General features: G+C 45.0%; 15 protein-coding genes and 1 tRNA gene. 8 read left to right on the top strand and 8 right to left on the bottom strand.

What is annotated here, in order from left to right:
• Positions 1 to 116 precede the first annotated feature (116 nt).
• From R7041_RS14655 to lolB, 6 genes are all read right to left on the bottom strand, one after another.
• Positions 117 to 193, bottom strand: a tRNA-Met gene (locus R7041_RS14655).
• Between the two features lie 284 nt (positions 194 to 477).
• Positions 478 to 1569: a redox-regulated ATPase YchF gene (gene ychF / locus R7041_RS14650; protein WP_005393178.1), complete on the bottom strand. Its 1092-nt coding sequence runs from the start codon at positions 1567 to 1569 to the stop codon at positions 478 to 480.
• A gap of 10 nt (positions 1570 to 1579) precedes the next feature.
• Positions 1580 to 2170, bottom strand: coding sequence for an aminoacyl-tRNA hydrolase (gene pth / locus R7041_RS14645; protein ID WP_005384112.1), 591 nt, complete (start codon positions 2168 to 2170; stop codon positions 1580 to 1582).
• 151 nt (positions 2171 to 2321) lie between these two features.
• Positions 2322 to 3266: a ribose-phosphate pyrophosphokinase gene (locus R7041_RS14640; protein WP_005393176.1), complete on the bottom strand. Its 945-nt coding sequence runs from the start codon at positions 3264 to 3266 to the stop codon at positions 2322 to 2324.
• Positions 3267 to 3293: 27 nt separating this feature from the next.
• Positions 3294 to 4166 (bottom strand): 4-(cytidine 5'-diphospho)-2-C-methyl-D-erythritol kinase, encoded by an 873-nt coding sequence (ispE, locus tag R7041_RS14635; RefSeq protein WP_064369040.1) that lies wholly within the window; start codon positions 4164 to 4166, stop codon positions 3294 to 3296.
• Positions 4163 to 4801, bottom strand: coding sequence for a lipoprotein insertase outer membrane protein LolB (gene lolB / locus R7041_RS14630; RefSeq protein ID WP_017634843.1), 639 nt, complete (start codon positions 4799 to 4801; stop codon positions 4163 to 4165). Before lolB ends, ispE begins: the two co-directional genes overlap by 4 nt.
• A gap of 134 nt (positions 4802 to 4935) precedes the next feature.
• Here lolB and hemA point away from each other — a divergent pair, with 134 nt between their 5' ends.
• From hemA to ybaK, 8 genes are all read left to right on the top strand, one after another.
• The gene (gene hemA / locus R7041_RS14625; RefSeq protein WP_064369041.1) at positions 4936 to 6192 is read left to right on the top strand and encodes a glutamyl-tRNA reductase; all 1257 of its coding nucleotides are present in this window, start codon (positions 4936 to 4938) and stop codon (positions 6190 to 6192) included.
• Positions 6193 to 6221: 29 nt separating this feature from the next.
• Positions 6222 to 7310 (top strand): peptide chain release factor 1, encoded by a 1089-nt coding sequence (gene prfA / locus R7041_RS14620; RefSeq protein ID WP_005382222.1) that lies wholly within the window; start codon positions 6222 to 6224, stop codon positions 7308 to 7310.
• Positions 7311 to 7313: 3 nt separating this feature from the next.
• Positions 7314 to 8168 (top strand): peptide chain release factor N(5)-glutamine methyltransferase, encoded by an 855-nt coding sequence (gene prmC, locus R7041_RS14615; RefSeq protein ID WP_017634841.1) that lies wholly within the window; start codon positions 7314 to 7316, stop codon positions 8166 to 8168.
• A 40-nt stretch (positions 8169 to 8208) separates the two neighbouring features.
• Positions 8209 to 8592 (top strand): SirB2 family protein, encoded by a 384-nt coding sequence (locus R7041_RS14610; RefSeq protein WP_005382225.1) that lies wholly within the window; start codon positions 8209 to 8211, stop codon positions 8590 to 8592.
• Positions 8593 to 8597: 5 nt separating this feature from the next.
• Positions 8598 to 9407 carry a SirB1 family protein gene (locus tag R7041_RS14605; protein ID WP_005384098.1) on the top strand — a complete coding sequence of 270 codons (810 nt, stop codon included), beginning with the start codon at positions 8598 to 8600 and terminating at the stop codon, positions 9405 to 9407.
• A gap of 53 nt (positions 9408 to 9460) precedes the next feature.
• Positions 9461 to 10312, top strand: coding sequence for a 3-deoxy-8-phosphooctulonate synthase (kdsA, locus tag R7041_RS14600; RefSeq protein ID WP_005384095.1), 852 nt, complete (start codon positions 9461 to 9463; stop codon positions 10310 to 10312).
• A gap of 220 nt (positions 10313 to 10532) precedes the next feature.
• Positions 10533 to 12215, top strand: a complete 1683-nt coding sequence (ushA, locus tag R7041_RS14595) for a bifunctional UDP-sugar hydrolase/5'-nucleotidase UshA (RefSeq protein WP_025768955.1) — start codon at positions 10533 to 10535, stop codon at positions 12213 to 12215.
• Positions 12216 to 12317: 102 nt separating this feature from the next.
• The gene (gene ybaK / locus R7041_RS14590; RefSeq protein ID WP_054575475.1) at positions 12318 to 12791 is read left to right on the top strand and encodes a Cys-tRNA(Pro) deacylase; all 474 of its coding nucleotides are present in this window, start codon (positions 12318 to 12320) and stop codon (positions 12789 to 12791) included.
• Between the two features lie 64 nt (positions 12792 to 12855).
• Here the strand turns inward: ybaK and rluF are convergent, their stop codons facing one another.
• Both rluF and smrA read right to left on the bottom strand, forming a co-directional pair.
• Positions 12856 to 14013, bottom strand: a complete 1158-nt coding sequence (gene rluF / locus R7041_RS14585; RefSeq protein ID WP_054575474.1) for a 23S rRNA pseudouridine(2604) synthase RluF — start codon at positions 14011 to 14013, stop codon at positions 12856 to 12858.
• A gap of 94 nt (positions 14014 to 14107) precedes the next feature.
• Positions 14108 to 14689 (bottom strand): DNA endonuclease SmrA, encoded by a 582-nt coding sequence (gene smrA / locus R7041_RS14580; protein ID WP_005382233.1) that lies wholly within the window; start codon positions 14687 to 14689, stop codon positions 14108 to 14110.
• Between the last annotated feature and the right edge of the window lie 49 nt (positions 14690 to 14738).

The following is a 14738-nucleotide window of genomic DNA, read 5'->3' as shown; positions in this document are numbered from 1 at the left end:
AGGAGAGACTTGAACTCTCACACCTTGCGGCGCCAGAACCTAAATCTGGTGCGTCTACCAATTCCGCCACTTCCGCATCTATTCCTAACTGCTCTGATAAAAAGAACATTTAGGAATGGTGGCTACGACGGGATTCGAACCTGTGACCCCATCATTATGAGTGATGTGCTCTAACCAGCTGAGCTACGTAGCCAAAACCATATTTTTTGTTCTCAACGCTTTGTTGCCTTGTCGTTGGGAACGGCGCGCATTATGCGAAGTTGAGTGAGATCCGTCAACAGTTTTTTTTAATAAATTTCGGAAAAAACCTCGTTCGCTTCCTTTTTAAACAAAGAGGCGTGTTTATGATCTAAAACTGGAAATAAATTAGCTTGCAGTTGCGTAATTTATTTTTGTTCATTTACTTAAGGTATTAAAAAAGCCAGCTTAACAGCTGGCTTTTAGTGTAAATGAAGTGTTTAGAATTCATTCATTTAATTAAACATTGAAGCGGAAGTGTACAACATCGCCATCTTTTACGATGTAGTCTTTACCTTCTAGACGCCATTTACCTGCGTCTTTTGCGCCATTTTCACCATTGAATTGGATGAAATCGTCGTAACCAACTACTTCTGCACGAATAAAGCCTTTCTCGAAGTCAGTGTGGATCTTACCTGCCGCCTGAGGCGCAGTTGCACCAACAGGGATTGTCCAAGCACGTACTTCTTTAACACCTGCTGTGAAGTAGGTGTGTAGAGTCAGTAGTTCGTAACCAGAGCGAATTACACGGTTCAGGCCCGGCTCTTCGATCCCCATATCTGCTAGGAATTCTTCGCGATCTTCATCTTCTAGTTCAGATAGTTCAGATTCGATAGCTGCACATACAGGTACAACGACATTGTTTTCTTTTTCTGCGAACTCACGAACCGCATCTAGATATGGGTTATTTTCGAAGCCATCTTCGTTTACGTTTGCAATGTACATAGTTGGCTTCAGTGTTAGGAAGTTTAGGTAGCCGATTGCTGCTAACTCTTCTTTAGATAGCTCAACTGTGCGTGCCATGCCGCCTTCAGTTAGTACTGGTAACAGTTTTTCTAGTACGGTTAGTTCAAATTTTGCGTCTTTATCGCCGCCTTTTGCCTTCTTCGCGTTACGTTGAATCGCTCGCTCACAAGAATCAAGGTCAGCCATTGCAAGTTCAAGGTTGATCACTTCGATATCTTCGATAGGTGAAACTTTACCTGAAACGTGAACAATGTTTTCGTTTTCAAAACAGCGTACAACGTGGCCAATCGCGTCTGTTTCACGGATGTTAGCTAGGAATTTGTTACCTAAACCTTCACCACGTGATGCACCAGCAACAAGACCAGCGATGTCCACGAACTCCATCGTCGTTGGAAGAACTCTCTGTGGGTTAACGATCTTAGCTAGTGCGTCTAGACGTAGATCTGGCACAGGAACCACACCAGTGTTTGGTTCAATGGTACAGAACGGGAAGTTTGCTGCTTCGATACCCGCTTTAGTTAGTGCGTTGAACAGAGTTGATTTACCTACGTTAGGTAGACCAACGATGCCACATTTAAAACCCATGATAGTAACCTTATTCAGCTTTGAACGTGTGGAGGCGATTTTGTGCTTTAGATAGGCCATCCTTAATCAGGATATCTAGACAACGAACAGCCTCATCAGCTGCTGCATCTAAAAGCTCTTGCTCTTTAGCTGGCGCTTTACCTAATACAAAACCCGCCACTTTATCTTTGTGTCCCGGATGACCAATGCCAATACGAAGACGATAAAAATCTTTGTTATTGCCCAGTTTGCTAATGGTGTCACGCAGACCGTTGTGTCCACCGTGACCCCCACCTTTTTTAAACTTAGCGACACCTGGCGGTAAGTCTAGCTCGTCATGAGCAACCATGATCTCTTCAGGTTTAATTTGATAAAATTTCGCAAGCGCTGCGATCGATTTACCTGATAGATTCATGAAGGTGGTTGGGATAAGCAAACGGAGATCCTGGCCATTGACCATAATGCGTCCTGTTAGACCAAAAAACTTTGGTTCGTTCTTCAGTGTAACGTTGTGAACGCGTGCTAATTCTTCTACAACCCAAGCGCCCGCATTGTGACGAGTTCTGGCGTATTCTGGTCCTGGATTAGCAAGACCAACAAGAAGTTTGATTTGTTGACTCAAGGTTAGGATCTCTCTGGAATCTCAAAAAGCGCAGTATGATAGCACAGAAAACTCGCGGTGGGCGACCAAGGGATTTTCTAGTTATCAGTACAAATAAAAAAACACCCCAAAGAGGGGTGCTTTTGAAATCAGTGTAACTGAAATGTTCGTATTAGTTGAACATTGCAGAGATTGACTCTTCGTTGCTGATACGACGAATCGCTTCAGCCAGCATGCGAGATAGGCTTAGTGTTGTCACTTTACCTGTTGCAGCCATCTCTTTAGACAGAGAGATAGAGTCAGTTACGATAACTTGGTCAAGAACTGAGTTCTTGATGTTATCCGCAGCGTTGCCTGAGAATACTGCGTGAGTAGCGTAAGCGAATACACGCTTAGCACCGCGCTCTTTTAGTGCTTCAGCTGCTTTACATAGTGTGCCACCTGTGTCGATCATGTCATCAACGATCACACAGTCACGACCTTCAACATCACCGATTAGGTTCATTACTTCAGAAACGTTTGCACGTGGACGACGCTTATCTACGATTGCGATGTCGATGTCGCCTAGTGCTTTTGCTGTTGCACGAGCACGAACAACGCCACCTAGGTCAGGAGATACCACTACAGGGTTATCTAGACCGCGAGCCTGCATATCTTCAAGTAGCACTGGCGTGCCGAAGATGTTGTCTACAGGTACATCGAAGAAGCCTTGAATTTGCTCTGCGTGTAGGTCGATAGTTAGAACGCGGTCAACACCAACGTTAGATAGGAAATCAGCAACAACTTTTGCAGTAATTGGCACACGCGCAGAACGTACACGACGGTCTTGGCGAGCGTAGCCGAAGTAAGGGATAACTGCAGTGATACGGCCTGCTGAAGCACGGCGCATTGCATCAATCATAACAACCAATTCCATTAGGTTGTCGTTAGTCGGTGCACAAGTGGATTGAATGATGAAAACATCGCTACCACGAACATTCTCATTGATTTGAACTGCAACTTCGCCATCAGAAAAGCGAGAAACAGATGCATCACCAAGAGAGATGTAAAGACGATCAGCAATACGTTGGGCTAGTTCAGGTGTTGCGTTACCAGCAAATAGCTTCATATCAGGCACGGTGGAAACCTCGGGTTTGCGTCCAGTTTAAATAGGTCGGTGTGAGGCTGATTGGTATTCAGCCAAAGTCTCTTTTAATGGCGAAATATTGCGCCCTTGAGCGATAAATGCCGAGACTTTATCAGAGAGTTGTGCAAGGATAGTTTCTGCTTCAGATTTGCTCGAAAATTCAGCAAAAACGCAAGATCCTGTCCCCGTCAATCTTGACGGCGCGTATTGTAGCAGCCAAGAAAGTTGCTTATCAACCTCTGGGTAGAGCATTCGTACAATTTTTTCGCAATCGTTTACGCTTGGCGTATTTAAAAGTGTTTCTAGATCTCGTTTTGGGGTGTTTCGCGTCAGATCTGGATGACAAAAAACGTCGACGGTTGCAATAGATACATTCGGTCTGACGACTAAATACCATTTTTCTTCGGGATAAGCAGGAGAGAGTTTTTCACCAACACCTTCAGCAAAAGCTGCAAATCCGCGCACAAATACGGGCACGTCTGCGCCTAGTTTTAAACCTATTTCAGCCAGTTCGTCGTCAGTTAGATTCAGTTGCCATAAGTAATTCAGTGCCACTAATGCTGTAGCTGCATTCGATGAGCCCCCACCAATGCCTCCACCCATAGGCAGCACTTTCTGTAGCTCAATATGCGCGCCAAAAGGGCAGTTTGAGTAAGTTTGAAGCGCGGTTGCTGCTTTCCAAATTAAATTGTCTTGAAGGGGCACACCTTCTATGTCTGGAGAAATCGTAATATCACCAGAATGGTTCGCTTGAATGGTGAGCTCATCGCCGTGATCGACGAATTGGAATAAGGTTTGTAACTCGTGGTAGCCATTCTCTGTACGGCCGTTGATATATAGAAAGAGATTCAATTTCGCTGGTGATGGCCAGCGTGTTGAAAGTTCAATCATTGGGTGATGTTCCATTTTGTGATCACTAGATTTATTTTGACATCAGCTGTGGTGAGTTTCAGCTTATTTGGCAGAGGGAGAGACTGTTCATGCCATTGAACGTCGCCATATCGTTGATATGCAATGCTCCAATCATTTAAACCAATTTGTTTGTTTAACGCTTGCAGTGTATTGGTTGGAGACAGTTGGAATTTGTCGGCATCGGTCGGTAGACCTAATAGCCAGTCAGGCATGTGATCGACGGGCATCATCAACCCTGTAAGACGGTAAATCAGCTGGTTAGCACTGCGAGAAGAAAGGACCTGATCATCGTAAGTTTCTACTGTGGCGCCTTGTGGGGTGATGGTGAGCTTTAATGCCGTTTGTCCGAGAATCGTTGTTAAACGCAACTGGCTTAGTGCTGAAGAATGTTTCCAGTAGAAGTTTAAATTTTGTCTTTGGTCTGGGCCAATATAACCAAGTTTCCCCGTTGCTTGAAAATCTTGGATGGTTTCGAGTCGCTGCTCATGAGCTTGCCATTCAACGCTGGTAACACTTTCAGGAACGGACGAACAACCAGCGAGCAGTAAGCTCGACAAGAAAAAAAGAATAAAGGAGCGTAACGTCATGTTTGATGGCTTATTAATCAGTTTCATCGGGAATCGCTCACAACTATAGCATTGAAAAGTCGCACTTAGGAAAACAAATCCGGCTTACCCTTTCAATAAATGCGTGCTTACAGTAAAATTCTGGACCTATTTTATAACCTATCCCAGAGATACCACGTTAGATGTCCTTGCTTGCTATTGGAATTAATCACAATACAGCGTCTGTCGACTTGCGAGAGAAGGTGGCGTTTGGTCCGGATAAACTCGGCCCTGCACTCGAGCAACTTAGAGAGCACGAAGCAGTTAACGGCAGTGTGATTGTTTCAACCTGTAACCGAACTGAGTTGTACTGCGATGTTAAGCAAGGAGCGCGAAACAAGTTGATCGATTGGCTTGCTCAATTTCATCAAGTGAGCCGCGAAGATTTAATGCCGAGTTTGTATGTTCATGAAGAACAAGCTGCAATAAAGCATTTGATGCGCGTATCGTGCGGTCTTGACTCTCTGGTGTTGGGTGAGCCTCAAATTTTGGGGCAGGTAAAGCAAGCATTTTCTGACTCGCGAGATCATAAAGCTGTCGATGCCTCGATTGATAAACTGTTTCAAAAGACGTTCTCAGTCGCCAAACGGGTGAGAACAGAGACAGATATTGGTGGTAATGCCGTGTCCGTGGCTTATGCGGCATGTACACTGGCAAAACATATTTTTGAGTCGTTATCAGATTCAACCGTGCTTTTAGTTGGTGCGGGTGAGACGATTGAATTGGTCGCGAAGCATTTAGCGTCCAACGGTTGCACAAAAATGATTGTCGCGAACCGCACTAAAGAGCGCGCGCAAGGCTTAGCGGACCAATTTGGCGCAGAAGTGATCAGTTTGAACGAAATTCCTGAACATTTGGCGAAAGCGGATATTGTGATTAGCTCAACGGCGAGCCCATTGCCTATTATTGGCAAAGGTATGGTCGAAACGGCTCTAAAGCAGCGCCGGCATCAACCTATCTTGTTGGTCGATATTGCGGTGCCGCGAGATGTGGAGTCGGAAGTCGGTGAACTGAACGACGCATATCTGTATTCTGTTGATGACTTGCAATCTATCATCGACAGCAACATTGAGCAGCGTAAAGTCGAAGCGATTCAAGCTGAAGCGATTGTTAGTGAAGAAAGCGCTGCATTTATGACATGGTTGCGTTCACTGCAAGCCGTCGATAGTATTCGCGACTATCGCAAATCAGCCAACGAAATTCGTGAAGAGTTACTGAGCAAAAGTTTGCAATCTTTAGCGGCAGGCGCAGATCCGGAGAAAGTGCTGCGCGAGCTGAGTAATAAACTCACCAACAAACTGATTCACGCTCCAACTCGCGCATTGCAAAGTGCAGCTGAGCAAGGCGAACCAGCAAAATTAACGATTATCCGCCAAACACTTGGCTTGGATGATCTATAACTCACGCTTTTTATTAAGAAAACGACACTATGAAAGCCTCTATTCTGACTAAGCTAGAAACGCTAGTAGAACGTTACGAAGAAGTTCAACATCTTCTTGGTGATCCTGATGTAATTGGAAATCAGGACAAATTCCGTGCTCTATCAAGAGAGTACTCTCAGCTAGAAGAAGTAACCAAGTGCTTCCAAGCTTATCAACAAGCACAAGAAGATCTTGTCGCCGCTGAAGAGATGGCAAACGAAGACGACGAAGAAATGCGTGAAATGGCGCAAGAAGAAATCAAAGAAGCGAAAGCGACGATTGAGCGTCTTACTGATGAGTTACAGATTCTTCTTCTGCCAAAAGATCCGAACGATGATCGTAACTGTTTCCTAGAAATTCGTGCAGGTGCGGGTGGCGACGAAGCGGGTATTTTCGCGGGTGATCTATTCCGTATGTACAGCAAGTACGCAGAAAAGCGTGGTTGGCGCATCGAAGTCATGTCTTCAAACGAGGCAGAGCACGGTGGTTACAAAGAGATGATCGCGAAAGTAAGCGGCGACGGTGCATACGGCGTGTTGAAATTTGAGTCAGGCGGTCACCGTGTACAGCGTGTTCCTGCAACTGAATCTCAAGGCCGTGTGCATACTTCTGCTTGTACAGTAGCAGTAATGGCGGAAATCCCTGAAGCGGATCTGCCTGAAATCAAAGCAGCAGACCTGAAAATCGATACGTTCCGTGCATCTGGCGCGGGTGGTCAGCACGTTAACACCACGGATTCTGCAATCCGTATTACCCACTTACCAACGGGTACGGTAGTAGAGTGTCAGGATGAGCGTTCACAGCACAAGAACAAAGCGAAAGCAATGGCGGTTCTTGCTGCTCGTATCGTTCAAGCGGAAGAAGAGCGTCGTGCCGCAGAAGTGTCTGATACACGTCGTAACCTTCTAGGTTCTGGTGACCGTAGTGACCGTATTCGTACATACAACTACCCACAAGGTCGTGTGTCTGATCACCGTATCAACCTGACCATCTATCGTTTGAACGAAGTGATGGAAGGTGACCTGCAGAGCTTGATTGATCCTGTGATTCAAGAGCACCAAGCAGACCAACTTGCGGCGCTCGCAGAGAACGGCTAATCGATGAGCCAAGTTCAATCGATTGAGCAAGCACTGAAAAGTGCGACGGCGAAACTGGCAGAAGGCGGCAAAGAGTCGCCTTCTCTCGATGCAGCTGTACTCCTTTGCCATGTCCTTGGCAAACCACGAACTTACCTGCTGACCTGGCCAGAAAAAGCGTTAGAAGCAGAGCAAAAATCTCAGTTTGATGCTCTACTTGAACGACGTTTAACTGGTGAACCCGTCGCTTATATTATTGGTGAGCGAGAGTTTTGGTCTTTACCGTTTAAAGTTTCTCCTTCTACCCTGATACCTAGACCGGATACAGAACGTTTGGTCGAAGTTGCACTCGATAAGACCTACGAGCAAACTGGGCCTATTTTAGATCTTGGAACGGGGACGGGAGCTATCGCCATCGCGCTTGCATCTGAAATGCCAAAGCGTCAAGTGATGGGCGTAGACCTTAAGCAAGAAGCGAAAGCACTTGCAGAGTACAATGCTGAGCAGCTAAACATCAAAAATGTGACCTTTGCTCAAGGCAGTTGGTTTGAGCCTATTACAGAAGGTACGAAGTTTGCTTTAATTGTCTCCAACCCGCCATATATTGATGAAAAAGATCCACATTTATCCCAAGGTGATGTGCGCTTTGAGCCAAAATCTGCATTAGTTGCTAAAGAGAATGGCTTAGCTGATATTCGTCATATCTCGGATCTTGCTCGTCAGTATCTTGAAGTGGGCGGTTGGCTGGCATTTGAACATGGTTATGATCAAGGTGAGGCGGTGCGTGAGATAATGCGTGGCTTTGGTTACCAACAGGTCGCTACGGAAAAAGATTATGGCGGTAACGATCGAGTAACACTTGGTTGTCTGGCCAGTTAATCATGGAAGTCAGCAAACACTAACTAAAAAGAGAAGAAAAATGTACGTAGCTCTAAAACACATACACTTAGTGACGATCGCTCTCAGCGCGACGCTACTATCGATCCGATTCGTGTTAATGATGATGAACTCACCGAAGCGAAATAATCGCTTTTTGAAAGTGTTTCCCCACATCGTTGATACTGCATTGCTAGTGTCAGGTATCGCGCTTATTTTCATTACGGGTTTCATCCCGTTTACCGATGCCGCACCGTGGTTAACAAACAAAATCACCTGCGTACTGGCGTACATTGCGCTTGGATTCTTCTCATTGAAACTTGCGAAAAACAACCTACTGAAGATATTTGGCTTTTTCGGCGCATTAGGTTGGTTGGTCATGGCTGCAAACATTGCTGTGTCTAAGAGCCCTACGTTATTTGGATAGACGTCATGTTAGAGTTTTTTGACGAAGATTTTGACAATATACCGTTGGTGGAAGGTGCGCTTGAGCTAAACAAAGCGATTAACCCAGAAACCAAAGTACATTGGGCGAAACAAGAGTTAGAGCGTCTTTACAAAGATGCAGAAGCCACGCTTGTTCATGAAACCGATGAAGAGCAACGATTTGATGCATTCCTACGACTGTTTTTCCACGAGTGGGGATTCAAAGGCGACGAGCAGGAATACTTTATTTCGGACAACAGCTTCATCGATAAAGTGTTGGAGCGCAGAAAAGGTATTCCTGTGAGCTTAGGTTCGATTTTGTTATACCTAGGCAAAAAGCTGGGTTTCCCGCTGAAGGGAGTTACTTTCCCTACTCAGTTCTTGTTAAAAGTCGACTGGATGCATAAGAAGCCAGACTACATCAATCCATTTAATGGTGAGTATGTAGGTGAAAGGATTCTTCAAGCTTGGCTTATTGGCCAGGAAGGACCGCTAGCTCAGCTAAAGCCTGAACATTTTGAGGAAGCTGACAACCCAACAATTATTGGTCGCTGGTTGGCATTGATTAAAAGTGCGATGTTGCGTGAAGAGCATTATACGTTGGCATTACGTTGTACGAATCTTGCTCTAACGTTTGTGCCAGATGATCCATACGAAATTCGTGACCGTGGTTTTATTTTCCAACAGCTAGAGTGCCCTCAAGTAGCGGTATCAGATTTTCAGTACTTTATTGACCAATGCCCTGACGATCCGGCTTCCGAGCTACTAAAATCACAAGTTAATGTGATGAGTGAAACGCACGTCACACTTCACTAATTTTATCGATGTGCCGAACTGTGGCGTATCGTGGACAGAAAAAGAGAATCAAAATGGAACAGAAAATCGTTAATATCGGCGACATTCAGGTTGCTAACGACAAGCCATTCACCCTATTTGCAGGTATGAACGTTCTTGAGTCTCGTGATCTTGCGATGCAGATCTGTGAGCACTACGTAAAAGTAACGGAAAAACTTGGTATTCCTTACGTATTTAAGGCGTCGTTTGACAAAGCAAACCGCAGTTCTGTTCATTCATACCGTGGTCCAGGTCTGGAAGAAGGTATGAAAATCTTTCAGGAGCTGAAAGACACTTTTGGTGTAAAGATCATCACGGACGTTCACACTGAAGCACAAGCTCAACCCGTCGCTGACGTGGTAGACGTTATTCAGCTTCCTGCATTCCTAGCTCGTCAAACTGACCTTGTTGAAGCTATGGCCAAAACAGGTGCGGTTATCAACGTGAAGAAACCTCAATTTATGAGCCCAGGTCAAGTGGGTAACATCGTTGAGAAGTTCGCAGAATGCGGTAACGACAAGATCATCCTATGTGAGCGCGGTTCTTGCCACGGCTACGACAACTTAGTGGTTGATATGCTTGGTTTTGGTGTGATGAAAAATGCTTCGAAAGGTAGCCCAATCATCTTTGACGTAACGCACTCACTACAAATGCGTGACCCATCAGGCGCAGCATCTGGCGGCCGTCGTGAGCAGACAGTTGAACTTGCAAAAGCGGGTCTAGCGACAGGCATCGCAGGTCTATTTATCGAAGCGCACCCAAACCCAGACCAAGCGCGTTGTGATGGCCCATCTGCACTGCCTCTAGACAAGTTAGAGCCATTCTTAGCACAAATGAAATCGCTTGATGATCTGATCAAGAGCTTTGCAGATATCGATATCAAGTAAACGCCAGATGACTGGTGGTAACAAATACTATAGCCAACCGAGTGTTGGCTATTTTTTTATCTGAAAAGCCGTGAATTCTCAAACTTGTTACTGATGAATTTGTTATTGCTAAACAATGCATCATAATTATTAAATCAATGTGTTAGGGTGCACGTGGTTTTCAAATAGATCCAATGCTTAAAATGTGCATCAGTAATCCCAATAAGAAAAAGGTAAATAAATGAATCAGCGTCTGATGATCAAAACTGTTTTGAGTGCCGCTATCTTGGCCTCGTTAGCTGGGTGTGCTACGCAACCTGCACCAGAATGGAATGCCGATACAACCTATAAATTGACCGTATTGCACACTAACGATCATCATGGTCGCTTTTGGCAAAATCGATACGGTGAATATGGCATGGCGGCGCGTAAAACGTTAATCGATGATTTGCGCGAAGAAATACAGGCTGAGGGGGGCAGCGTGTTACTGCTTTCTGGTGGTGACATCAACACAGGAGTACCTGAGTCTGATTTACAAGATGCCGAGCCGGATTTCAAAGGCATGAGCAAAATTGGTTACGATGCGATGGCTCTAGGTAATCATGAGTTTGATAATCCATTGGACGTGCTATTCAAGCAGCAAGAGTGGGCAAACTTTCCGATGTTGTCTGCCAATATTTACGATAAAAATACTGGCAAGCGTTTATTCCAACCATACGCGATGTTTAACAAGCAGGGCATTAAAATTGCGGTCATTGGTCTTACAACCGAAGACACAGCGAAACTTGGCAACCCTGAATTCATTGAACAAATTGACTTCCGTGACCCGAAAGAAGAAGCCAAGAAGTTGATTGCAGAACTGAAAGAAACAGAGTATCCAGATCTGATTTTTGCTGTCACGCATATGGGACACTATGAAAATGGTAATAGAGGCATCAATGCTCCCGGCGATGTGGCGTTAGCTCGTTATTTGAATGACGGCGATCTCGACATGATCGTTGGAGGACACTCACAAGAGCCTGTTTGTATGGAAGGGCCAAACGTTATCAAAAAGAACTTTAAACCAGGTGATGAATGTCAGCCCGATAAACAAAATGGTACCTTTATTGTTCAGGCACATGAGTGGGGGAAATATGTGGGACGCGCCGATTACGAGTTTCGTAATGGCGAACTCTCGATGGTGAGCTACGATCTGATCCCAGTAAACTTGAAAAAGAAAGTTAAAGTTGATGGTCAGTCGCAACGAGTCTTGATCCAAGAAGAGATTAAACAAGACGAAGCGATGCTTGAGTTTCTTCGTCCTTATCAAGAAAAAGGTCAGGGCAAACTAAACGTGAAGATTGCAGAATCTAACGGTAAGCTTGAGGGTGACCGCAATGTGGTTCGTTACCAGCAAACAAACTTAGGTCGATTAATTGCAACGGCTCACATGGAACGTGCGAAAGCAGATTTCGCCGTAATGAATTCTGGTGGTGTTCGAGATTCGATTGCTGCGGGTGATATTACTTATAAAGACGTGCTCACTGTTCAGCCATTTGGCAATATGGTTTCTTACGTTGATATGACGGGTAAAGAGGTATTAGATTATCTAAATGTCGTTGCAACTAAGCCTGTTGACTCTGGTGCTTATGCACAGTTTGCCGGCATTGCGATGAGTATCAATAATGGTGAGGTAACCAATGTGTTTATTGGTAATAAGCAACTTCGCTTAGATGGTAATTACCGCTTTACCGTACCAAGCTACAATGCTGCTGGTGGAGATGGTTACCCTAAAATCGACGATCATCCAGGGTATGTAAATACAGGTTTTACCGATGCTGAAGTTTTGAAGGATTATTTAGAAACACACAGCCCTATTGATGTTAATGAGTATGCCCCTTCAGGTGAAATCACGTATTTAGTTGATACGGCGATTGATCAGTAACCCAACAGAGAAAAAGCGATTGACTCAAACTCGCTGATATCATTAACTAAAAGCGCAGATCCAATTCAGTCTGCGCTTTTTGTTTTTATGAGGAGAATCTTGATGACTCCGGCCATTAGTCTTGCGAAAAAGAAAAAAATTCCACACACCATCCATCAATATGAGCACGATCCTAGAGCCGATAGTTATGGTTTAGAAGCTGCTGAAGTGCTAGGACAGGATCCGAAAACAGTATTTAAAACCTTGTTGTTCTGCTTGAACGGGGAGCCAAAGAACCTTGCGGTTGCGATTATCCCTGTTGATCAAAAGCTGAACCTAAAACTGGCAGCGAAAGCAGCGAAGGGCAAAAAGGCCGATATGGCTGATCCGGAAATCGCGCAAAAGACCACAGGTTATGTCGTTGGTGGAATTAGCCCACTAGGGCAGAAGAAAGCCTTACCTACTTTTTTGCACGAAAGCGCAGCAGAGCAAGACACAATCTGTGTGAGTGCTGGTAAACGTGGTTTAGAAATTGAGTTAGCCCCGAGAGATTTGCTGAGCTTAACTCGCGGTCAGTTTGCACCTCTTTGTTTGTAAACTCATGACAAATAAAAAGGACGCTCATGAGCGTCCTTTTTTGATCTTGCCTGTCAGTTAAGCGTTACTTCTTCAGACTCAATGTACCACCAGTGCGTTTAGCTGGTTTACTTGGTTTCGCGGCATTTGGGTTCATGTAATGCTGCTTGGGCTTACTCGGTGATTGAGGCTTGTTTGCTGAATGCGTATTGCTCGATGCATCTGGTTTACGGTGCGATTTACCATGCTCGCCTTGCGGTCTGCTGCGTTCACCTTGTGATTTCGCTTTGTAATGTTCTTTAGCTGGACGTCCGCCTTCATCATCACGCTGACGACGCTTTTGTTGACCTTTTTTCGAGTTTGGTGCATGACGGAATTCATCAGCATTGTTACCGCGGAAAGTTCGTGTCTTCTGGTTACGACGAGCAGTAGAATCTTGGTTTTCTTCACGGCTATCAAACAGCTTCGCGTCGGTCGCTTTACGAATGTTGCGACCTCTAGAGTCTGTTTTTGATGCTTCTTCTGTACCTACCGAGCCTTCACACATTGCTAGGATCTCTGCCACTTCTTCGTCACTTAGATAACGCCATTTCCCATTGGGAATACCATCAAGAGAGATATTCATGATGCGTACGCGACGCAGCTTGAATACTTCATAGCCCAGCGCTTCACACATGCGACGGATCTGACGGTTAAGTCCTTGAGTGAGCACAATACGGAAAGAGAATTTAGTTTCTTTCGTTACCTTACAAGGTAGGGTGACTGTGTCGAGAATCTTAACGCCACTCGACATCTGTTTGAGAAACTCGCCTGTAATTGGCTTGTCCACGCGTACGACGTACTCTTTTTCGTGGCTGTTGCCTGCGCGAAGGATTTTGTTCACGATGTCGCCATCGTTGGTCAAAAAGATCAGACCATCAGAGGGTTTGTCTAAGCGGCCGATCGGAAAGATACGTTTTTGGTGGCCGATGAAATCAACGATGTTTCCAGGGACGTCTCTCTCAGTTGTACAGGTGATGCCTGTTGGTTTATTGAGAGCGATATAAATCGGCTTCTCTTTTGCTGCCACTGGCTTACCATCCACACAAACATCATCACCAGGTAGCACTTTTGTCCCCATTTCAGGTTTGTTGCCATTAATGGTGACACGGCCTTGCTCAATCAGTCTGTCTGCTTCACGGCGTGAGCAAAACCCCGTTTCACTGATGAATTTATTTAATCGTTTAGCGTTGTCTTGTGACATTTTTGTCTCCTAACGTTTCACAACGGCGAATGAAGCTCCCTTCCTTTAAGGGGAAGGAAGAATAAGGGCGGGCATTCTAGCATTAGGGTGAAATTTAGCCTAACCGTTTTTGGTGACGTTCGCGGGTTTCTAATTTCTTTTCCGCACTTTTTCTAAGTAGGACGTAAACGGCTCCAGTTCCACCGTGAAAGCGTTGCGCACTATGGACGCATTGGACTTCCTTTATTTGTCGTAGCCAACTGCTAACAAAGCTCTTCATCATTGCAGGTGGATTTGAGCGTTCTCCTCGACCATGGACGATAACGACCGTTCTAATGTCCATTGATAGGCATTGCTTTAAAAACGTCACGACTTCATCACGTGCTTCTTTCAATGTTTTACGGTGCAAATCCAAGCGAGCTTGGATTGGATACTTACCAAGGCGAAGTTTGCGGTAAACCCCGTCCTGTACACCATCACGTTTGAACTCAACAAAGTCCTCTGGCTTGAGCATTTCAGCGTGATCAAGTGATAGGTATTCTGGGTCATCTTCCGTTAACCAGATTGCTGCTTCGCGTTTTGCGAGCTGTGCTTCTGTTACTTGGTGTACTTTTTTGTGTTCGGTGGTGTCTTGAGTGATTGGCTTTACATCGCCCATCATCTGTTGAAATAGATCAAAATCGTCGTCGTGAGACATAGCAGTAATCTCATTAAGAACAGGGAAGAATAATAGGATTATATCAATG

The organism is Vibrio sp. 1751, from assembly GCF_033339895.1.
GTDB lineage: Bacteria > Pseudomonadota > Gammaproteobacteria > Enterobacterales > Vibrionaceae > Vibrio > Vibrio alginolyticus.
This window is presented reverse-complemented; position numbering and strand designations above follow the sequence as displayed.